Consider the following 20,380-nt stretch of genomic DNA (forward strand, 5'->3'; position numbering starts at 1 on the left):
GTGGCGAAGGTGCTGCTGGCCGACGCGCCGCAACTCGAAGTGGGTCTTGCTGAGAACGTCGAAGCGACGGTCCTGAGCATCGCGAAGAACTACACGCACATCCTCGCGCCGGCAACGGCAGCGGGCAAGAACGTCACGCCGCGCATCGCCGCGAAGCTGGACGTCGCGCAGATCTCGGACATCACGGCCGTGGATTCGCCGGACACGTTCGAGCGTCCGATCTACGCCGGCAACGCGATTGCCATCGTGCAATCGGTTGATCCGATCAAGGTCATCACGGTTCGCACGACCGGCTTTGATGCCGTTGCAGCCGAAGGCGGCAGCGCAGCGGTGGAGAAGATCGAAGCGGCGGCAGACAGCGGCCTCTCGCAGTTCGTCGGCCGCGAAGTCACGAAGCTGGACCGTCCGGAACTCACGAGCGCGAAGATCATCGTCTCGGGTGGCCGCGGTCTGGGCAGCGGCGAGAACTACACGAAGGTTCTGGAGCCGCTCGCCGACAAGCTCAACGCGGCGCTCGGCGCATCGCGCGCGGCAGTGGACGCGGGCTATGTGCCCAACGATTACCAGGTGGGCCAGACCGGCAAGATCGTCGCGCCGCAGCTGTACGTCGCGGTGGGCATCTCGGGTGCGATCCAGCACTTGGCCGGCATGAAGGACTCGAAGGTGATCGTGGCGATCAACAAGGACGAAGAAGCGCCGATCTTCAGCGTGGCCGATTACGGCCTCGTGGGCGATCTGTTCACGCTCGTGCCGGAACTCGTTAAAGAGCTCGGCTAAGCGCTGAAACAAAAAGGGGCGCTTCGAGCGCCCCTTCGATTGCTAAAAAAAGCCCAAGCATTGCGCCTGGGCTTTTTTATTACGCGTATGCCGGGCGATGCGCGCCGCCCGTTTCCCCGAGATAGCGATAGACCGAGAGATCGTCGGCCCGGATCGCGGGCTGCTTGCCCGAGATGAGATCGGCGAGCAACTGGCCCGAGCCGCACGACATGGTCCAGCCGAGCGTGCCGTGCCCCGTGTTCAGGAACAGGTTCGAGAACGGCGTGCGGCCCACCACCGGCGTGCCGTCCGGCGTCATCGGGCGCAAGCCGGTCCAGAAGGTGGCCTGCGAGGTGTCGCCGCCACCCGGGAACAGGTCGTTCACGCACATTTCGAGCGTCTCGCGGCGCGCCTGCTTGAGCGTCTTGTCGTAGCCCACGATCTCGGCCATGCCGCCCACGCGGATGCGGTCGTCGAAACGCGTGATCGCAATCTTGTAGGTTTCGTCGAGCACGGTGGAGACGGGCGCCGCGCCCGCGTTCACGATAGGCGCCGTGATCGAGTAGCCCTTGAGCGGGTAGACCGGGATCTTCACGAGGCCGGCCAGCATCTTCGTGGAGAACGAGCCGAGCGCGACCACGAACGAGTCGGCGCGTACGAGTTCGCCGCCGCACTGTACGCCCGCGATGCGCTCGCCTTGCACGGCGAGGCCGTCGATCGGCGTGTTGTAGCGGAACTTGACGCCCAGTTCCTCGGCCATTTTGGCGAGGCGCGTGGTGAAGAGCTGGCAGTCGCCGGTTTCGTCGCCAGGCAGGCGCAGGCCACCGGTGAGCTTGTGCGAGACCGCTGCGAGCGCGGGCTCGGCGCGGCCGAGTTCGGCGGCGGTGAGCAACTCGTACGGAACGTTCGCTTCCTTCAGCACGGCGATGTCCTTCGCCGCGCCGTCGAATTGCTGCTGCGTGCGGAACACTTGCAGCGTGCCGCCCGTGCGGCCTTCGTACTGGATGCCGGTGTCGGCGCGCAGCGCTTGCAGGCAATCGCGGCTGTATTCGGCGAGGCGCACCATGCGGCCCTTGTTGAGCGCGTAGCGCTCGGGCGTGCAGTTCTGCAGCATTTGCCACATCCACTGCAACTGGAACTTCGTGCCGTCGAGGCGGATGGCGAGCGGAGCGTGCTTCTCGAACATCCACTTGATCGCCTTGAGCGGCACGCCCGGCGCGGCCCACGGCGCGGCGTAGCCGGGCGAGATTTGGCCGGCGTTCGCAAAGCTGGTTTCGAGTGCGGGACCGGACTCGCGGTCGATCACCGTCACCTCGTGACCTGCGCGGGCAAGATACCAGGCGCTGGCGACCCCGACAACACCACTGCCCAACACGACGACTCGCATAGTCTGCTCCATATAGATTTGTTGAGGCTACGTCGCGCTGCCGGGAGGCTTGCCGCACCCGTCTCGGGGGTGTCCAGCGCCTAAGGCATGAAAAACCGGGAGTAGCCAGTGATATCGACTATGCTATTGTTCAACGACTAGATTTTGTTATCGTATTTGTCGAATTTTCAGGAAAAAAGCATGAGAACGCAGCGTCAGCCGGTCCGCGCGCTGGACCGGCTTGATCACCGGATCCTTAAGCTGCTCCAGGAGGATGGCCGCATGGCCATGAAGGACCTCGCCGAGCAGGTCGGGCTCTCCGTCACACCGTGCATCGAGCGGGTCAAGCGCATGGAGCGCGACGGTGTCATCACGGGCTACTACGCGCGCGTGAATCCGAACGTGCTGGGCGCGGCGCTGCTGGTGTTCGTGGAGATCACGCTCGACCACAAGAGCGGCAACATGTTCGACCAGTTCCGCCGCGAGGTGAAGAAGATTCCCGAAGTGCTCGAATGCCATCTGGTTTCGGGCGACTTCGATTACCTGATCAAGGCGCGTATTGGTGAAATGGCCGACTACCGCAAGCTGCTCGGCGACATCCTGCTGCAACTGCCGGGTGCGGTGCAGTCGAAGAGCTATGTGGTGATGGAGGAAATCAAGGAGACGTTGACGATCGCGGTGGGCGAGTAGCCGCGCGAGGGCGCGCTCGAAGGCGCCCCGTTTTTACCGCTCGACAAGGCGTCTCGATACTGTATATTTATACAGTATCGAGACGCCTTGCTGCTTTGTGCCGTGAAAGAACTGGACCCTGACCATCCCGCCGAGACCTGGTACCCCGTCGCGCCGCCTGCGCCGCGCAAGGGGCGCGGGGCCGTCACGAATCTGCAGGGGCGCTATGAGGTCGATCAGCGCGAAGTCTTCGACGACGGCTGGCAGCACGCGCAGCCGGACGAGGGCTCAGGCGGTCTTGTCGCCGAAGAAACGCCCCTATTGCGCACCGAGGTCTTCGAGGAACGCGCGAAGAGCATCCTCACGCGCAACCAGTCGCCCGATATTCCGTTCAATGTCTCGCTCAATCCCTATCGCGGCTGCGAGCACGGCTGCATTTACTGCTTTGCGCGGCCCACGCACAGCTATCTGGGACTCTCGCCGGGGCTCGACTTCGAGAGCCGCATTTACGCGAAGATCAACGCGCCCGAGTTGCTCGCGCGCGAAATCGCGAAGCCCGCTTACGAGCCGGAGCCCATCGCGCTGGGCGTGAACACCGATGCCTGGCAGCCTGTCGAGCGCGATCTGCGCATCACGCGCCGCGTGATCGAGGTGCTGAGCGAGCGGCAGCATCCGTTCGCGGCCATCACGAAGTCGTCGCTGATCGAGCGCGATCTCGATCTGCTCGCGCCGATGGCGCAGCGCCAGCAATTCATGGCGGCGATCACGATCACCACGCTCGACGCCGATCTTGCGCGCACGCTGGAGCCGCGCGCGGCCACGCCGGCGCGGCGGCTGCGTACTATCCGCACGCTTGCGCAGGCGGGTATTCCGGTGGGGGTGAGCATCGCGCCCGTGATTCCGTTCGTTACCGAGCCGGACATGGAGCGCGTGCTAGAAGCCTGTGCCGAGGCGGGCGCGACCTGCGCGAGCTATATCGTGCTGCGCCTACCGTGGGAAGTGGCGCCGCTCTTCGAGGGCTGGCTCGAAGCGCATTTCCCGCAACGTGCGGCGCGGGTGATGAGCCGCGTGCGCGACATGCGCGGCGGCAAGGATTACGACTCGGCGTTCTCGCAGCGCATGAAGGGCACCGGGCTGTGGGCCGACCTGCTCAAGCAGCGCTTTCACAAGGCCGTGAAGCGGCTAGGGTTGAACGAGCGGCGTTACGGCATTTTGGACATGTCGGCGTTCATGCGCACGAAGACGGTGCGCGAGAACCCGCAGCTCGATCTGTTCTAGCGCGGTACTGCGGCTGTCGCTATTGAGAAATGGCCTTGGCCGCTTCGACCTGCGATTCGAAGTACGTCTGGAAGGTCAGTGCCAGACCGGTCATCAGCAAGAACGCGCCGATCAGCAGCGAGAAGATCACCACGAAGATCACGGTCCAGCCCGAGCGGCTCGCGCGGCTGCCCGCGAAGGCTGCATTGAACTGCCCATCCCACTTGGCGTCCGGGCGCAGCCCGTAGACGATGGCGGCAAGAAACGCCGAGAGCACGGACACGGCGCCGATCACGGCGAGCGCCCAACCCGGTATGGACCCGCGCTGGGTCGCCACGAGCAGGAGCACGCCGGGAATGCCGAGCAGCGTGCCGGCGATATGCGCCCAGCCCCACACGTCGCGCATTCCATAGAGATAAAAGCGGTGCGCGCCGAGGCTGCCGAACAGGAAGGCGAGGGCGGCAGTGAGTGTCTTGGAGCGAAAGCGTGCGGGATTCTTTTGATTGGACATGGGCAGACGGATTGGGTGACTGCGTGTTAGCTGCAACAAATGCGTGTGCAACAACGGCGCGGACGTGGGCCGCCGGCCATTGTACGTGGCGCCCGCCCGCGCAAGCAGATGTTGCCGCTTATGCCGGGAAATGGCTGAAGGCGGGCGGGATGGGGCGAGTGCGTTGCGGTGCGTGCACGACAATTAGGGTTTCGCGTAGGTCACGCGATAAATCGCGCCTGCATAGTCGTCGCTGATGAGCAGCGAACCGTCGGGCAGCGGCAGCACGTCGGCGGGGCGGCCCCACACGGTTTCATCGGGATTGAGCCATCCTTGTGCGAATACCTCCTGATGCGCGTTCGTGCCGTCGGCGTTGGCCGTCACGCGCACCACGCGATAGCCGACCTTGCTGCTGCGATTCCACGAACCGTGCTCGGCAATGAAGATGCTGTCGCGATACCCGGCCGGGAACATCGTCCCTGTATAGAAACGCATGCCGAGGGCCGCGACATGCGCGCCCAGCCCCATGACGGGCGGCGTGAAGCCGCTGCACGGATGGCCGGCGCCGAATTCCGGATCGGCCACGTTGCCGCCGTGGCAATACGGAAAGCCGAAATCGAGGCCTACGCGCGCAAGCCGGTTGAGCTTGTCGTCGGGGATGTCGTCGCCCATCATGTCGCGGCCATTGTCGGTGAACCACAATTCGTGCGTTCGCGGGTGCCACGCGAAGCCCACCGTATTGCGCACGCCGCGCGCGATCGTCTCGTAGTGCGTGCCGTCCGGGTTCATCCTGCCGATCATCGCGTAGTGGTCGCGTTGCGGATCGCTGGCGGGCAAGCAGACGTTGCAGGGCGCGCCTTGTGGGACATAGAGCTTGCCGTCCGGACCGAAGGCGATGAACTTCCAGCCGTGATGGCGCTCGGCGGGCAGCGCGTCGGTGACGATGGCGGGTTTGGGTGGAGCGTCGAGGTGCGTGTCGATGGCGTCCAGCCTCACGATCTTCGAGACCGCCGAAATATAGAGCGCGCCGTCGTGCCAGGCGACGCCCACTGGCATCGTGAGCCCGGAGGCAACCACGTGATGCTTGATGACGCTGGCGTCGCGCAGTTCGAGCGCATGGACGCGGCCTTCCATGCTGCCCACGTAAAGCGTGCCGGTAGGCGAGAGCGTCATTTCTCGAGCGCCGGGGATGTCGTCGGCGAGCACTTCGATGTGGAAGCCGGCCGGCAGACGGATGCGCTCGATGGGCAGCGCGGCCCGCGCGAGCGGTGCGCCCAGCACCAGGATGGCGACGAGCGCGAACCGTGCCTGGCATGGATGTAAAATGCGAGGCGCTGGGTGCATGAGTGGCGCAGGCGATAGACGATGGCCGACGCCATGTCGATGCGGCGCCTGATCAATGGTGCGTTCCGGCGATTGCGCGTTGTCGCGCCGCCACAAGCGCGCGAGGTCCGCAATGAACGAAACTAGCGAAGTGTTCGCGCGCGCCGCTCTCGCGCAAATCCCCGCCCGCTGCCGCTCCGACGCTTGTGCGAAGCGCTGTCCGTGATGTGTGTCAGACGCCGATCGATCACCGTTCATCGCCGTTTCCTCATGATTGTCACGCCGTTTCCACGCGGTTTCTGCCCGGATTCCCGTTAAGTGTTTGTTATGCCATTGGTTTCGGGCTATAATCGAACGTTTCAGTAGTCCCGAACCCCCGGTTTTCAAGGATTCTAGCAATGGTCATCATCCGTCTGGCACGCGGCGGCTCGAAGAAGCGCCCGTTCTACAACATCGTCGCAACCGATTCGCGCAACCGTCGCGACGGCCGTTTCATCGAGCGCGTGGGCTTCTACAACCCGGTCGCCACCAAGGGTGAAACCCTCCGTATCGCGCAAGATCGCGTGACGTACTGGAAGGAAAACGGCGCGCAAATGTCGCCGGCCGTCGAGCGTCTCGTGAAGGAAGCGCAAAAGACTGCTGCCGCTCAACCGGCTGCTTAAGTCTTGTTTATGTTTTACACCCGTGCGCGCAGCGTGAGCCGCGTGTGCGAGTTCAAGCTGGCTGCGAGGTTTGCCCATGCCCGTGCATGACGATGTAGAAGCGGACAAGGGCGCTGCCGCAGCGGGCGAAGTAGCACGCAAGGCGCCGTCGTTCGGCGCGTTTGTGCGCAAGCCCGTGGAGCGCCGGCAGGCGCGCGACGGTGCGTCTGAAGCGCGCGACGCGGCTGAAGGCCTGCACGCCGAAACGCCGGCGAGCTGGCCAGCCGATGCAGTCGAAGTGGGCGCCGTGCTCGACGCCTATGGGCTGAAGGGCGGGCTGAAGATCGCCCCGCATGCGCAGGGCGGCAAGGCGCTCATCGCAGCGAAGCGCTGGTGGCTCCTGAAGGGCCGCGAGCACCCGGAGCGTCATTCCGCGGTGCGCGTGAGCGCCAAGGTGCACGGCGACAGCGTGGTCGGGCAACTGGCCGGTGTCGCCGATCGCGACGCCGCGTTGCGGTTGCGCGGTGCGCGCATCTACGTGAGCCGCGCGGATTTCCCCGCGACCGAAGCCGACGAGTATTACTGGGTCGACCTGATGGGTCTCGATGTCGCCAACGAGGCGGGCGTCGAACTCGGCAAGGTCGCCGACCTGATCGACAACGGCGCGCAGTCGGTGTTGCGCGTCGAGTACCCCTCGACAGACAAGAATGGCAAGCCCATCACCGGCGAGCGGCTGATCCCGTTCGTCGGCGTGTTTGTCAAGACGGTGGACCTGGCGGCGAAGCGCATCGTCGTCGACTGGGAAGCCGATTACTGAACCTGCTGTGCTGATTCGCTGAACGGAGAGAGCGATGCAGTTTGATGTCGTGACGCTCTTTCCTGAGATGTTCGGCGCGCTCACCGACTGGGGTATCACCAGCCGGGCGGCGAAGCAGCAGCGTTATACGTTGCGTACGTGGAATCCGCGTGATTTCACGACCGACAACTACCGCACCATCGACGATCGGCCTTACGGCGGCGGCCCCGGCATGGTTATGCTGGCCAAGCCGCTGGAAGCGGCGATCGGCGCGGCGAAGGCCGCGCAGGCGGAGCAGGGCGTCGCGAGTCCGCGCGTGCTGCTGATGTCGCCGCAAGGCAAGCCGCTCACGCACGAGCGCGTCGTGCAGTTCGCGCAGGAGCCCGGTTTCGTGCTGCTGTGCGGCCGCTACGAGGCGATCGACCAGCGTCTGGTCGACCGTTGCGTGGACGAAGAGGTCAGTCTCGGCGACTTCGTGCTGTCGGGCGGCGAATTGCCGGCGATGGCGCTGATGGATGCCGTGGTGCGGCTCCTGCCGGGTGTGCTCAACGACGCGCAATCGGCGGTGCAGGACAGTTTCGTGGACGGTCTGCTCGACTGCCCGCATTACACGCGGCCCGAGGAATACGACGGCGTGCGTGTGCCCGATGTGTTGCTCGGCGGCCATCACGCGGAAATCGAGCAATGGCGCCGCCGCGAAGCGTTGCGCAACACGTGGCAAAAGCGGCCCGATCTGATCGCGCGGGCCAGGAAGAACAAGACGTTGAGCCGTGCCGACGAGGCATGGCTCGCCAGTCTCGCGAAGGGCACGAACGAAGCGTAAGGCTTCGGGCGGGCGCGGCGCGGGGCGTCAAAGGCGGTGCTGTTTCATGCGTGAACGGCGCCAGTTGTGAATCCATCCTCTATCGGGGCCGTGGTTGCAGGCAATCCTGCACAGGTACGAACGCCGACAAGATGGCTTACGGAGTCAGTGATGAATCTGATTGAAAAACTCGAGCAGGAAGAAATCCAGCGCGTGCTGGGCGAGAAGACCATCCCCGAATTCGCTCCCGGCGATACGGTGATCGTCAACGTGAACGTGGTTGAAGGTACCCGCAAGCGCGTTCAGGCATACGAAGGCGTCGTGATCGCAAAGCGTAACCGCGGTCTGAACTCGTCGTTCATCGTGCGCAAGATCTCGTCGGGCGAAGGCGTCGAGCGTACGTTCCAGACGTACTCGCCGCTGCTGGCAAGCATCGTGGTGAAGCGTCGCGGCGACGTGCGTCGCGCGAAGCTGTACTACCTGCGCAACCTGTCGGGCAAGAAGGCTCGTATCAAGGAAAAGCTGGTGTCGAAAGACCGCGCAGCTGCTCCGGTCGAGCAGGCGTAAAAGCTGTAAGAAAAAGCACCCCTCGGGGTGCTTTTTTGTTTTTGGCCGCAGAATACGCAGATGTGCCTGAATTCAGAGTCAGCCGTTGATCCGACCAGTATTTGAACCCGAAGGCCTGCCGATCGAATCGACGGGCATCGACCTTCCTCATGTCGCCGCCGGCCGCCTCACGCCCGACGGCCTGCGCGCGCGCTTCGAGCAGCGCTTGCCTTGGGACCCGGAGCCACAGGACGCGCGCGTGACCGAGATTCGCGACCCGCGCGAGGCCGCTGTGCTCGTGCCGATCGTGATGCGGCCGGGCGGTCTCACCGTGCTGCTCACGCAGCGGGCCGACAACCTCAGCAACCACGCCGGCCAGGTAAGCTTTCCTGGCGGCAGCCGCGAACCCGCCGACGCCACGCCAACCGCCGCCGCGCTGCGCGAGGCGCACGAGGAAGTGAATCTCGATCCCGCGCGCGTCGAGGTGCTGGGCGCGTTGCCCGATTACCTCACGGGCACGGGTTTCAAGGTGATACCCGTGGTGGGCCTCGTGCACGAGCCGTTCACGGTAATGGCCGATTCGCTTGAAGTGGCGAGCATCTTCGAAGTGCCTCTCGACTTTCTGATGAACCCTGCGCATCACCAGGTGCGCGTGTTTCGATGGGAGGGGGGCGAGCGCCGCTTCTTCGCCATGCCGTATCCGCAAACGCATGCAGGCGTGAGTGGCATGCATTTCATTTGGGGCGCGACCGCGGGCATGCTGCGCAACTTTTATCGTTTCCTGCTCGCGTGACGCAGCGCGTTTTGGCGGTGCGGCAGGCGCTGCACCGTGGCGCGCCGCGCGATTTCACGCCGCAAAATCCTGGTCGACCGCGTGCCGCTGTTGTGTCTTTGCAGCCACTTGCTCAGGCACATCTGGCCCTGTGATATCGTTGCAACAATTTCTGAAAACCCCTTTTGCAATCCCACTTGCACGGCGCGTGGCATGACTTTCTTCTCCGTATTGCTGGCTCTCGTCATCGAACAGGTGCGGGCGCTTTCGCCCAATAATCCGGTGACGGCGCTCCTGCGCCTCAATGCGGACTGGGCCGCGCACGGCTTCGACGCGGGCAAGAAAAAGCACGGCCTGATTGCCTGGCTCGTGGTCGTGGTGCCATGGACGGTGGCCACCGCGCTGATCTACTACGTGCTCTATCGCATCAGCTTCGTGCTGGCGTTTCTCTGGAACGTGGTGGTGGTGTACTTCACGCTGGGCTTCCGGCAATTCAGCCACTATTTCACCGACATTCATCTCGCACTGAACAACGACGACGTGCCGCGTGCGCGCGAGATTCTCACCGAATGGACCGGTATCGACGCCGTGGACATGCCCGTGAGCGAGATCGTGCGCCATACCCTCATTCACGCCGTGGTGGCCTCGCATCGCCACGTGTTCGGCGTGTTCTTCTGGTTTCTCGTGCCGATCGGGCCGGCGGGCGCGGTGCTGTACCGCATCTCCGAATATCTGGCGCGTGCATGGTCGCGTCCCGCCGACGACCGTACCGAGGCCTTCTCGGATTTCGCCCAGCACGTGTTCTTCGTGATCGATTGGGTGCCGGCGCGGCTGACGTCGCTGGGCTTTTCGATCGTCGGCAATTTCGAGGACGCGATCTACTCGTGGCGCAATCACACGAACCAGTGGCCCGACACCAACGAAGGCGTGCTGCTCGCGACCGGCAGCGGCGCGCTGGGTGCGCGTCTCTCGGGGCCGCTCGCCGAGCAGTCGAGCGTTGACGCACTGGCTCAGCCTGGCGAGGGTGATGCGTACACGGTGGGCGACGACTGCACGCCGCGCACGCTGCAATCGGCTGTGGGCCTTGTGTGGCGCGCGGTGATCCTGTGGATGATCCTGCTGCTCATGCTGACCATTGCCGTCTGGATCTGAGCGATCTTGGCCGCTCCTGGCGTCTGGCGCAGAAGGTATAACGGCTCGCGATCAGCGAGCCGTTTTTGTTTCTACGTGCGCTAGAGCGGTTTCATTCGTCGCGCGGATCGCGCTCGTGACCGCATTGCCAGCACACCGTGAATTGCGCTTCCAGCGTCTCGCCGCACTGCGGGCAGCGCCACGACGGCGCGCCGGGCGGCGGGCCGTTTGTGGCATCGGCAATCAGCTTGCGCGCAAGGGTTTCGTCGCGTTCGTCGGTGAGCCAGATTTCCGGTGCGCACTGATCGGCGGGAATCTCGCCCATCGCGCCGCTCAGATAGCGGTTGTGCAACTCGCACGGCACGCCGGCAGCCGCGAGGATATTCATCCAGTGCTGGGCGATAAGCACATTTGGCGCGCGCGCGAGCTTGAGCATGGAGGCGGGGAAGGTGCTTGACGCCTCAGCGCACGATCTGGCTGATCTCGTGCACAAGCTGCGCATAGAGCGCGTGGCGCTCCGGCGCGACGCGGCCGTCTTCCACCGCTTCGAGTACCGCACAGCCCGGCTCGTGCAGATGATGGCAGTTGTAGAAGCGGCAATGCGCGAGCAGCGGGCGGAACTCGGGGAAGGCGCGCTCCAGCGTGCCTTCGGTGAGGTGGTAGAGCCCGAACTCCTGGAAACCCGGCGAGTCGATCAGCGCGCCGCCTTCGGGAAGCCGGTAGAGGCGCGTGAACGTCGTGGTGTGGCGGCCGCTGTTGAGCGCCGTGGAAATCTCACGCGTGGCGGCCTCGGCGTCGGGGATCAGCAGGTTCACGAGCGTCGACTTGCCCATGCCCGATTGACCGAGCAGGATCGTCTGATGGCCGTGCAGATGTTCGGTGAGAATCGAGCGCGCCTCCTCGGGGTGCTTTTTCTCCGACACTTCCAGCACCGCATAGCCCAGTGCGCGATAGCGCTCGAGCCGCTGGCGCGCGAGCGGCAGCGCGGCTTCCAGATCGATCTTGTTGAGCAGGATGATCGGCTTCAGATCGTTGGCCTCGGCGGACACGAGCGCGCGGCCGAGCAGGTCCTCGCTGAAATGCGGCTCGGTGGCGAGCACGATCAGCAACTGGTCGAGGTTGGCCGCGAAAAGCTTCGACTTGAACTGGTCCGAACGATAGAGCAGGTTGCGCCGCTCGCCGATCGCGACAATCACGCCCTGGTCTGCCGAAGTCGACTGATACTCGACGCGGTCGCCCACCGCGACCTCGCTCTTCTTGCCGCGCGGGAAGCACTGCAGCGCCGCGCCTCCACCATCGGGCGCGACCAGGTAATGGCGTCCGTGCGCCGCGATCACGACGCCGTGCAGCGTCGCCCCCGTGCCTGCCTGTGCGCTGCCGGCGGCTTTCGTCGCGCGCCGGTTCATGCGTGCGAGAGCAGTCGGTCGATCCGCTGCGAAGCCGGCGGATGCGAGTAGTAGAACGCGGTGTAAAGCGGGTCCGGCGTGAGCGTCGACGCGTTGTCCTCATAGAGCTTCACGAGCGCGTTCACGAGGTTTTGCGCGTCGGTCTGCGTGGCGGCGAAGGCGTCGGCCTCGAACTCGTGCTTGCGCGAACTCAGGCTGCTGAACGGCGTGACGAAGAACAGGAATACCGGCACAGCGAGGAAGAACAGCACGAGCGCGAGCCCGTCGTTGCCGCCGAGCAGCGACGGCCGCACGCCGAGGCCTTCGTAGAACCACACGCGCTGGGTCAGCCAGCCGAGCACGAAAAGCAGCACGAGGCTGATCGCGAACGTTACCACCATGCGCTTGATGACATGGCGGCGCTTGAAATGGCCGAGCTCGTGCGCGAGCACGGCCTCGATCTCGCTGCCCGAGAGGCGCGCGAGCAGGGTATCGAAGAAAACGATGCGCTTGGCCGCGCCGAAGCCCGTGAAATAGGCGTTGCCGTGCGCGGAGCGGCGGCTGCCGTCCATCACGAAGAGGCCCTTGGCGGCGAAGCCGCAGCGCTGCATGAGCGCTTCGATGCGCGAACGCAGCGCCTCGTCGCGCAGCGGCTCGAACTTGTTGAAGAGCGGCGCGATGAAGCTGGGGTAGAGCACCAGCACCAGCATCTGGAACGCGACCCAGACCACCCAGGTCCAGAGCCACCAGAGGCTGCCGGCCTGCTTCATGAGCCACAGCACCACGAAGAGCAACGGAATGCCGAACAGCGCGCCGATCAGCAGGCCCTTGATGCGGTCGGCGAAGAAAATGGCTCGCGTCATGCGGTTAAAGCCGAAGCGTTCCTCGATCACGAACTGGCGGTAGTAGTCGAGCGGCAATTCGACGATGCCGCTCACCGCGAGCACGGCGGCGACTAGCGCGATCTGGCCGACGTAGTCGCGCCCGATCAGGTCCGAAATGCCGAGGTCGATCGCCTGCACGCCGCCCAGCAGCGTGAGCGCGATCAAAACGACGGCGGAGAGCACGATTTCGATCATGCCGAGGCGCGTGCGCGCGACGGTGTAGTCGGCGGCGCGCTGGTGCGCGGCGAGCGGGATGGTGGCCGCGAACTGGGCGGGCACCGCGCCGCGATGCGCGGCCACGAAGCGGACCTGGCGCGAGGCGAGCCAGAGCTTGGTCGCGACCATGGCCAGCACGGCGATCACGAAAATCACGCTGAACGTCAGCGCGGGGGACAACGCAGTTGATGAGGTCGACATCCGGGGAGTCCGCAGTATCTATGCGAGAATTATATGTTCTCAGCGGCCCGGACATGGCATCCCCGCACGGGGCTTGCTTCCGGCGTGCGGGCCGTGCCTCTGTGGCGCGTCCGCGCCGCTTCTCAACCGTTTCAGGCTGCCTCTCATGACTGATATCACTTCTGCCGACCCGGCGGACCAGGCGACTCCGGCGATGGCGCGGACCGACATGAACTTGATCTGGCTCGACATGGAGATGACGGGGCTCGATCCCGACAACGACCGGATCATCGAAATCGCCGTGGTGGTGACCAACTCCACGCTCGACAAGATCGTCGAGGGCCCCGTGCTGGCGATCCATCAGCCCGAAGCCGTGCTCGACCGCATGGACGAATGGAACCGCAACACGCACGGTCGCTCGGGTCTGACCGAGCGCGTGCGTGCGTCCACCGTGACCGAGGAAAGCGCAACCGAGCAGATTCTCGCGTTTCTCTCGCGGTACGTGCCGCCGGGCAAGTCGCCGATGTGCGGCAACTCGATCTGCCAGGACCGCCGCTTCATGGCGCGCTGGATGCCCACGCTCGAGCGCTTTTTCCACTACCGCAATCTCGACGTGAGCACGCTCAAGGAGTTGTGCCGCCGCTGGCAGCCGGCGATCTACAAGGGCTTCCAGAAGCGCGCGATGCATACGGCGCTGGCCGACATCCACGAGTCCATCGACGAGCTCAAGTACTACCGCGAGCATTTCCTGATTCCGTCGACGGGTACGGCGGGCGCCGAGGCGCCGGCGGGCGGGGCGGCGAACGGGGTGGCGAACGGGGTGGCGAAATAAGGCAGAGGCGCCCGCGGACGCGGGCGCCATACCCAGGCAGCAAGCAGGCAGGTTACGCGCGCGGCGCTCGCTGCGCGCTCTTGGGCCGGAACGCCGCGACGACGTTCGGATCGGTTTCGATATACGGCCCGCCAATCAAATCGATGCAGTACGGCACCGCCGCGAAGATGCCCGGCACCTTGGTCGCGCCTTGCTCGTCGCGCAGGCCTTCCAGCGTTTCCTTGATCGATTTCGGCTGGCCCGGCAGGTTGATGATGAGCGCCGCGTGGTCGTCGGCGCCGTTGCCCGTTTCGCGAATCACGGCCACCTGGCGCGAAAGAATCGCCGTGGGCACGAAATTCAGGCTGATCTGGCGCATTTGCTCGCCGAAGCCGGGCATTTCCTTCGTGGCGACCGCGAGCGTCGCCTCGGGCGTGACGTCGCGGCGCGCGGGGCCGGTACCGCCCGTGGTTAGCACGAGGTCGCAGCCGAGACCGTCCACCAGCGCCGTGAGCGTGGCCGAAATGGTGGCCGCGTCGTCGTGGATCAGGCGCGTTTCGGCGCGCCACGGCGACTTCAGCGCGTGGCCGAGCCATTCCATCAGCGCCGGAATGCCTTTGTCCTCGTAGACGCCGCTGGTCGCGCGGTCGCTGACCGACACGAGGCCGATCACCAGTTCATCAGGATGGCTGCGCTCAGGCTTCGTCATCTTCACGGTCCTCTTCATCGCTCGCGTGCTCATCGGCATCGTCCGCGCCCTGGCCGCTCACGTCCTTGATCCACTGGAACAACTCGCGGAAATACTTCGGCGGGCGGCTTTGCTCCTGCTCGCGGCGCGCGTTGCGAATCAGCGTGCGGCCTTCCTGCGGGTCGGCGGCAGGGTGCTGGCGGATGAATTCGGTGAGGGCGTCGTCGTTCGCGAGCAGCTTCTCGCGCGTGCGCTCGATCCAGTGCAGGCGCGCCGTGGCGGCCTTGTTCACGCCGCGGTACTCGTCAAACGCGGTGCGCAGCGCGGCGACTTCGTCCTCGCGCAGGCCGCGCATCATGCGCCCCACGTACTGGAGCTGGCGGCGCTTGCCTTCGTGGTCGGTGATGCGGCGCGCCTCGTGGACGGCGTCGGCGAGGTCTTCCGTCATGGGCATGCGCTTGAGCGCGTCCTTGGGGAGCTCGACGAGCGCCGTGCCCAGCTCCTGGAGCGCGGTCATCTCGCGCTTGAGCTGCGACTTGCTCGGGCGATCGTAGCCGTTGTCGTCCACTTCGGCGGCAACGTCGTTCATGGGTTGAATGCGGGTTTTGCGTTTCATGACGCGTATTGTAGCGTGCGCGCGCTGTCGGATCGGCGCATGTCGGGCAGGCGCAGGCCATGCGGCTGCGGTACGCGTTCGCATACCTTGCTATGATCGCGAAACGCGCCTTTTCGCAAACTTTCCGCAAAGACTCGGCAAGGCGCATGATCCGACACACCCGACACACGACAAGCGGGCCGCTCCGGCCCGAAACCGGACCGTAACGACAATGGCTGCAGACATCGAAGCCCGGCAACGATTTTTCCCGCACACCCAGGACGAACTCAAGGAGATCGCGTCGGATATTCTCCGTCACGCGAAGGCGCTCGGCGCGAGCGACGCCGCGACGGAAATCTCCGAAGGCGATGGCCTGTCGGTTTCCGTGCGGCGTGGCGAAGTCGAGACCATCGAGCACAACCGCGACAAGTCGGTCGGCGTGACCGTCTACATCGGCAACAAGCGCGGCAATGCGAGTACTTCGGACTTTTCCGCGCAGGCGCTCAAGGACACCGTGGCGGCCGCGTACAACATTGCGCGCTTCACCGCGGACGACGATTGCGCGGGCCTCGCTGAAGCTGACCTGCTGGAAACCGCGCCGCGCGACCTCGATCTCTACCACCCGTGGAGCCTCACGGCCGACGAGGCTGTCGAGATCGCGCGCCGCGCCGAGGATGCCGCGTTCGCCACCGACCGCCGCGTGACCAATTCCGAAGGCGCGAGCGTTTCGGCACAGCATTCGCAGTTCGTGCTCGCCACCTCGGGCGGCTTCATGCACGGCTACCCCTATTCGCGCCACTACATCGCGTGCGCGCCCATCGCGGGCACGGGCCGCAGCATGCAGCGCGACGACTGGTACACCTCGCGGCGCAGCGCGAGCGAGCTGGCTTCGCCTGAGGCGGTCGGCCGCTATGCCGCCGAGCGCGCGTTGTCGCGCCTGAACGCGCGCGGTCTCGACACGCGCAAGGTGCCGGTGCTGTTCGAGGCGCCGATCGCGGCGGGCCTGCTCGGCGCGTTCGTGCAGGCCACGAGCGGCGGCGCGCTTTATCGCAAGACCTCGTTTCTCGTCGACAGCCTCGGCAAGCCGGTGTTCGCGCCGCATATCCAGGTTGTCGAGGACCCGCACGTCGCGCGCGCCGCGGGCAGTGCGCCGTTCGACGAGGAAGGCGTGCGCACGCAACGGCGCGAAGTCGTGAAGGATGGCGTGGTGCAGGGCTATTTCCTGTCGTCGTATTCGGCGCGCAAGCTCGGCATGCACACGACCGGCAATGCGGGCGGCTCGCACAACCTGCGGCTGGAAAGTTCGCTCACGAACCCCGAGGACGACTTCGAGGCCATGCTCAAGAAGCTTGGCACGGGCCTCCTGCTCACCGAGTTGATGGGGCAGGGCGTGAACTTCGTGACGGGCGACTATTCGCGCGGTGCTTCGGGTTTCTGGGTCGAGAACGGCAAGATCCAGTATCCGGTCGAGGAGATCACGGTGGCGTCGACGATGCAGGAGATGTTCCGCCACATCGTCGCGGTGGGCGCCGATACGCTTGCGCGCGGCACCCGTCAGACCGGCTCGGTGCTGATCGAGCGCATGACGGTGGCGGGGCAGTAAGCGCGCGGCGCATTCGCCCGCTGCAATGCAGAACGGCACGCCAAGGCGTGCCGTTCGTGTTTTTGCGCGCCTGATTTTCAGTCGCGCCGCTCGTAAGTGACGAACGCGAAGTCAAAGTTGTTGGGCGCATTCGCGTGCAGCGTTTCGCGCGCCGTTTCGCGCCAATGCGCGGGATCGGGCGCGGGGAAGGTGGCGTCGCCCTCGAAGTCGGTGGCGATCTCCGTGACGATCAGCTTGTGCGCGAGCGCGATGCCCTCGGCGTAAAGCTGCGCGCCGCCGATCAGGAACGCTTCGGGCGCCTGATCCTCGGCCGCGAGCGCGAGCGCGGCTTGGAGGCTCGTGACCGTGTCGCAGCCCGGAAAGCGCTTGGTGGCGTCGCGCGTGACGACGATGTTGCGGCGGCCGGGCAGGGCGCGGCCGATCGATTCATGCGTCTTGCGGCCCATCACGATGGGCGCGCCCATCGTGGTGCGCTTGAAGAAGGCAAGGTCCTCGGGCAGCCGCCAGGGCAGCTCGTTGTCGCGGCCGATCACGCCGTTGCGGGCGCGAGCGACGATCAGGGTGAGCGTCGTCATCGAGTAAGTCAGTGCGTTGGAATGGAAAAGCCGTTTGCACTGATTCTACCCGACGGCCTCATCGCCGCCGCCGCCCACCCCTTCAGCGTCAAGCCTGAGGTTCGACCGGCAAGTCCGGCTGGTTCTCCGCCTCGCCGTCGAAAATGGTTTTCTCGTCGCGCAGGCCGTGCGTGCCCATGAGCCGGTAGAGCGTCACGCGCGAGATGCCGAGGTCGGCGGCCGCTTCGGTCAAACGATGGCGATGGCGCAGCAGCGCCGCTTCGATCGCGCGTCTTTCCGCGGACTCGCGCGCCTCGGCGAGCGTCACCGTCTGCTGCGCGGTGAACTGGTCGAGATCGAGGTCTCCGGCCGAGATCAGCTTGCTTTCCGCCATCACAATTGCGCGCCGTACGCGGTTGATGAGTTCGCGCACATTGCCGGGCCAGTTGTAGTTGTACATCGCTTCGATGGCGTCGGGCGTGAAGCCGCGGATCCTGCGCGCGCTGTCCTGCTTGAACTTGTGCAGCACATGGTGCGCGAGAATTTCGATGTCCTTGCCGCGCGCGCGCAGCGGCGGCTCGTCCACGCGCAGCACGCACAGGCGGTGAAACAGGTCGGCCCTGAAGCGGGAGTCGCGCATCGCCGCTTCGAGATCGACGTGGGTAGCCGAAATGATGCGCACGTCCACGGGAATCTGCTCGTGACCGCCCAGGCGCTCGATCTTGCCTTCCTGGAGAAAGCGCAGCAGGCTTGCCTGGCTTTCCATCGGCAGGTCGCCGATTTCGTCGAGAAAGAGCGTGCCGCCGTTGGCCGCTTCCACGCGCCCGATCTTGCGCTGATTCGCGCCCGTGAACGCGCCGCGCTCGTAGCCGAATAGTTCGGATTGCAGAAGATGATGCGGGATTGCGCCGCAATTGATCGGCACGAACGGCGCCTTGCGCCGCGCCGAACGCTCGTGGATCGCGAGTGCGGTGAGCTCCTTGCCGGTGCCCGATTCGCCCGATATGAACACCGTTGCGTCAGTATTAGCCACCTTGCGGATGGTGCGAAAGAGCTGCTGCATCGCTTCGCAGGTGCCCACCATTTCGTCTTCGTCCGCGCTGGCGGCCGACGCTTGTGCATTGTCGAGATCGCACAGCGTGACCATGCCGAACGCGTGGCTCACGAGGTAGTCGAGCGTCGCCGGCGCGACCGGCAGATTCACGTAGTCGAAGCAGTAGTGGCGGATCAGGCGGCGCACTTCGGGGTCGGTGAGACGCTTGGCGTCGGTGAGCGCGATCCAGCCGATCTGTTGCAGCCGCAGCACCGCCTCGAGTGCGGTCAGGTCTCGCGGGGCGAAGCTGGTCAGGTCGACGATGCCCGCGCAGGTCGGCTCCGTCTTCACGAGACGCGTGGCTTCGGGCGCGGTTCTCGCTGTCGCGACTTCCCAGCCACGGCTCTTCAGATAGGCGCCGAGCTGCGTGTCTGGTACGCGCGCGACGTAGAGCAGCATGCGGTCGATATCGGCAAGCGGGCCGCCGTTGGGGCGGCACTCGGGCGCACATTCAGGTGTACGTGCGGCGGCGTCGAGCCCGCGTTGCCCGGCTGCCGTTGCGGCGGGGCGCGGCGGCGCGCTGGCCATGGCGAGCCGCTGGCCCGCCCCGGCTAGAGGTGTCACGGTAGCGCCCAGATGGGAAGATTCGCGCACGATCGGCCTCGTCTTCATCAGAAGGTGTAGGGGAACCGCACGCCGACGACGAAGTTCGGCGCATCGGGCGTGAGGCCGACCGACACCACGCCGTTGATCGTCAGGTGCTTGTTGACCACGTGATTCAGGCCGAAGTTGAGCACCGACGCCGTGGTTTCGCTGCCTGGCACGCCGACCCAGCTGCCGCCGGGCGCCTTGGTCTTCGACTGCGGCTCGATGGCCATGGTGTAGGAGATGCTGGCCGAGTCCTTGTCGGAGAAGGCGAGCGCGACGCCGCCCCCGAACTGGATGATGTCGCCGAGCTTCACCTCGGCCGGCTGCGTCTGCCCGACCACCGACGAGATGTCGGAGAACGAGCGCGAGATGTTGTACGTGTACGAGAGGCTGCCGAACAGCACGACCGGGTCATAGGTCTTCAGCACCGAGACGCCCGCCGTGACGTTCCAGAAGCCCGTGCCCGTGGGCAGTTTGCTGGGCGCGACGAGGTTGGTGTTGTCGGGCGTGAGCTGCACCACCTTGATGCCGAACGGCGAGGTGCCGGTGTCGGTCTTCACGCGCAGGCTGCCGACCACGTCGGGCAGGTTGTTGGTCTCCTTCAGGAACTGGTAGTAGATCCCGAAGTTCACGTCGCCGATCGCGTTCGAGCTCACGGACGCATCGGAGAGCGTGTTCGCCGCGCCGCCCGCGCCGCCCACGATGAAGCTGCTGTGGCGGTAAATGTACGGGACGTCGACGTCGATGCTCATGCGGTCGGTGAGGCCGTACCGCGTGTCGAGATCGGCCATCACCTGGTGCGACTTCGTCTGGCCCAGATTGATGTTGCCGAGGAAGATCGCATCGAGCGCGAGGAAGCCCGAGAGCTGTAACTGGCGCCGGTCGTAATAGGTGTCGCTGATGCCCCAGTCCAGCGTGAGCTTGTGGTCGAAGAGCGGCGCGTGTTCGCGTTGCACGACGGCTTGCTCGGCCTCGGTGCGGGTGGGTGCGGCGTTCTTTTGGGTCTCGCCCACGGTCGGGCTCGTGCCCGCGTTGGCCTCCCCGTTGGCCCCTGGGTTGACGCCGACGGGCGCGCCTTGCTGTGGCCCGCTCGCGGCAGACGAGCCCGTCGCGCCCGTGGTCGGGCCGGCGTCGGGCGAGGGCGGGTTCACCGGCACACCCGTGGCGGTGCCGGTGAGGGAGCCAGGCGCGGTCGCGCCGGGCAACGCTTGCGCGAGCGGCGGCAGCGGCACGG

General features: G+C 65.4%; 22 protein-coding genes. 11 read left to right on the top strand and 11 right to left on the bottom strand.

What is annotated here, in order from left to right:
• The coding region (locus HV773_RS35255) for an electron transfer flavoprotein subunit alpha/FixB family protein (RefSeq protein WP_175198424.1) at positions 1-777 on the top strand (777 nt) is incomplete at its 5' end.
• 79 nt (positions 778-856) lie between these two features.
• Here HV773_RS35255 and HV773_RS35260 read toward each other — a convergent pair.
• On the bottom strand, positions 857-2,143 hold the full coding sequence (locus HV773_RS35260) for a D-amino acid dehydrogenase (protein WP_129562509.1): 1,287 nt from the start codon (positions 2,141-2,143) through the stop codon (positions 857-859).
• 180 nt (positions 2,144-2,323) lie between these two features.
• Here HV773_RS35260 and HV773_RS35265 point away from each other — a divergent pair, with 180 nt between their 5' ends.
• Complete coding sequence (locus tag HV773_RS35265) at positions 2,324-2,812, top strand: Lrp/AsnC ligand binding domain-containing protein (protein WP_028215922.1); 489 nt, start codon at positions 2,324-2,326, stop codon at positions 2,810-2,812.
• A gap of 111 nt (positions 2,813-2,923) precedes the next feature.
• On the top strand, positions 2,924-4,069 hold the full coding sequence (locus tag HV773_RS35270) for a PA0069 family radical SAM protein (RefSeq protein WP_129563373.1): 1,146 nt from the start codon (positions 2,924-2,926) through the stop codon (positions 4,067-4,069).
• A gap of 19 nt (positions 4,070-4,088) precedes the next feature.
• On the opposite strand, the gene HV773_RS35275 is transcribed toward HV773_RS35270, so the two are convergent.
• Together HV773_RS35275 and HV773_RS35280 are read right to left on the bottom strand one after the other, a co-directional pair.
• Entirely contained in the window at positions 4,089-4,559 is a 471-nt protein-coding gene (locus tag HV773_RS35275; protein ID WP_129562508.1) for an NINE protein, read from the bottom strand.
• Between the two features lie 183 nt (positions 4,560-4,742).
• On the bottom strand, positions 4,743-5,882 hold the full coding sequence (locus tag HV773_RS35280; protein ID WP_129562507.1) for a PQQ-dependent sugar dehydrogenase: 1,140 nt from the start codon (positions 5,880-5,882) through the stop codon (positions 4,743-4,745).
• A 377-nt stretch (positions 5,883-6,259) separates the two neighbouring features.
• Here HV773_RS35280 and rpsP point away from each other — a divergent pair, with 377 nt between their 5' ends.
• The 6 genes from rpsP (at position 6,260) to HV773_RS35310 (ending at position 10,570) form a co-directional block, all read left to right on the top strand.
• Entirely contained in the window at positions 6,260-6,523 is a 264-nt protein-coding gene (gene rpsP, locus HV773_RS35285) for a 30S ribosomal protein S16 (RefSeq protein WP_129562506.1), read from the top strand.
• A gap of 76 nt (positions 6,524-6,599) precedes the next feature.
• A complete protein-coding gene (gene rimM, locus HV773_RS35290) occupies positions 6,600-7,319 on the top strand; it encodes a ribosome maturation factor RimM (RefSeq protein WP_129562505.1) in 720 nt (239 codons plus the stop codon).
• A 34-nt stretch (positions 7,320-7,353) separates the two neighbouring features.
• Complete coding sequence (trmD, locus tag HV773_RS35295) at positions 7,354-8,121, top strand: tRNA (guanosine(37)-N1)-methyltransferase TrmD (protein WP_129562504.1); 768 nt, start codon at positions 7,354-7,356, stop codon at positions 8,119-8,121.
• Between the two features lie 150 nt (positions 8,122-8,271).
• Positions 8,272-8,667, top strand: coding sequence for a 50S ribosomal protein L19 (gene rplS / locus HV773_RS35300; RefSeq protein ID WP_129562503.1), 396 nt, complete (start codon positions 8,272-8,274; stop codon positions 8,665-8,667).
• An 85-nt stretch (positions 8,668-8,752) separates the two neighbouring features.
• Positions 8,753-9,439, top strand: coding sequence for a CoA pyrophosphatase (locus HV773_RS35305; protein WP_129562502.1), 687 nt, complete (start codon positions 8,753-8,755; stop codon positions 9,437-9,439).
• A gap of 192 nt (positions 9,440-9,631) precedes the next feature.
• Positions 9,632-10,570 carry a CobD/CbiB family protein gene (locus tag HV773_RS35310; RefSeq protein WP_129562501.1) on the top strand — a complete coding sequence of 313 codons (939 nt, stop codon included), beginning with the start codon at positions 9,632-9,634 and terminating at the stop codon, positions 10,568-10,570.
• A gap of 91 nt (positions 10,571-10,661) precedes the next feature.
• On the opposite strand, the gene HV773_RS35315 is transcribed toward HV773_RS35310, so the two are convergent.
• Genes HV773_RS35315 through HV773_RS35325 form a run of 3 tightly spaced genes read right to left on the bottom strand, consistent with a single transcriptional unit; the run spans position 10,662 to position 13,235 of the window.
• Positions 10,662-10,985, bottom strand: coding sequence for a putative signal transducing protein (locus HV773_RS35315; protein ID WP_129562500.1), 324 nt, complete (start codon positions 10,983-10,985; stop codon positions 10,662-10,664).
• 25 nt (positions 10,986-11,010) lie between these two features.
• Positions 11,011-11,955: a ribosome small subunit-dependent GTPase A gene (gene rsgA / locus HV773_RS35320; protein ID WP_129562499.1), complete on the bottom strand. Its 945-nt coding sequence runs from the start codon at positions 11,953-11,955 to the stop codon at positions 11,011-11,013.
• On the bottom strand, positions 11,952-13,235 hold the full coding sequence (locus tag HV773_RS35325; protein ID WP_129562498.1) for a M48 family metallopeptidase: 1,284 nt from the start codon (positions 13,233-13,235) through the stop codon (positions 11,952-11,954). The genes rsgA and HV773_RS35325 overlap by 4 nt, the downstream gene beginning before the upstream one ends.
• A 145-nt stretch (positions 13,236-13,380) precedes the next feature.
• Here HV773_RS35325 and orn point away from each other — a divergent pair, with 145 nt between their 5' ends.
• Positions 13,381-14,046 (top strand): oligoribonuclease, encoded by a 666-nt coding sequence (gene orn, locus HV773_RS35330; protein WP_129562497.1) that lies wholly within the window; start codon positions 13,381-13,383, stop codon positions 14,044-14,046.
• 52 nt (positions 14,047-14,098) lie between these two features.
• On the opposite strand, the gene mog is transcribed toward orn, so the two are convergent.
• Both mog and yjgA read right to left on the bottom strand, forming a co-directional pair.
• Positions 14,099-14,734 carry a molybdopterin adenylyltransferase gene (gene mog / locus HV773_RS35335; protein ID WP_129562496.1) on the bottom strand — a complete coding sequence of 212 codons (636 nt, stop codon included), beginning with the start codon at positions 14,732-14,734 and terminating at the stop codon, positions 14,099-14,101.
• Positions 14,721-15,329 carry a ribosome biogenesis factor YjgA gene (gene yjgA, locus HV773_RS35340; protein ID WP_129562495.1) on the bottom strand — a complete coding sequence of 203 codons (609 nt, stop codon included), beginning with the start codon at positions 15,327-15,329 and terminating at the stop codon, positions 14,721-14,723. Before yjgA ends, mog begins: the two co-directional genes overlap by 14 nt.
• Before the next feature lie 211 nt (positions 15,330-15,540).
• Here yjgA and pmbA point away from each other — a divergent pair, with 211 nt between their 5' ends.
• Entirely contained in the window at positions 15,541-16,911 is a 1,371-nt protein-coding gene (gene pmbA, locus HV773_RS35345; protein WP_129562494.1) for a metalloprotease PmbA, read from the top strand.
• 77 nt (positions 16,912-16,988) lie between these two features.
• Here the strand turns inward: pmbA and HV773_RS35350 are convergent, their stop codons facing one another.
• From HV773_RS35350 to HV773_RS35360, 3 genes are all read right to left on the bottom strand, one after another.
• Positions 16,989-17,486 carry a dihydrofolate reductase gene (locus HV773_RS35350; protein WP_129562493.1) on the bottom strand — a complete coding sequence of 166 codons (498 nt, stop codon included), beginning with the start codon at positions 17,484-17,486 and terminating at the stop codon, positions 16,989-16,991.
• Between the two features lie 88 nt (positions 17,487-17,574).
• The gene (locus HV773_RS35355) at positions 17,575-19,152 is read right to left on the bottom strand and encodes a sigma-54 dependent transcriptional regulator (protein WP_227875309.1); all 1,578 of its coding nucleotides are present in this window, start codon (positions 19,150-19,152) and stop codon (positions 17,575-17,577) included.
• 17 nt (positions 19,153-19,169) lie between these two features.
• Positions 19,170-20,380: hypothetical protein (locus HV773_RS35360; RefSeq protein ID WP_175198425.1), on the bottom strand; the 1,211-nt coding region annotated here is incomplete at its 5' end.

The sequence above is a fragment of the Paraburkholderia caffeinitolerans genome, assembly GCF_902859945.1.
In the GTDB taxonomy this organism is placed as follows: domain Bacteria; phylum Pseudomonadota; class Gammaproteobacteria; order Burkholderiales; family Burkholderiaceae; genus Paraburkholderia; species Paraburkholderia caffeinitolerans.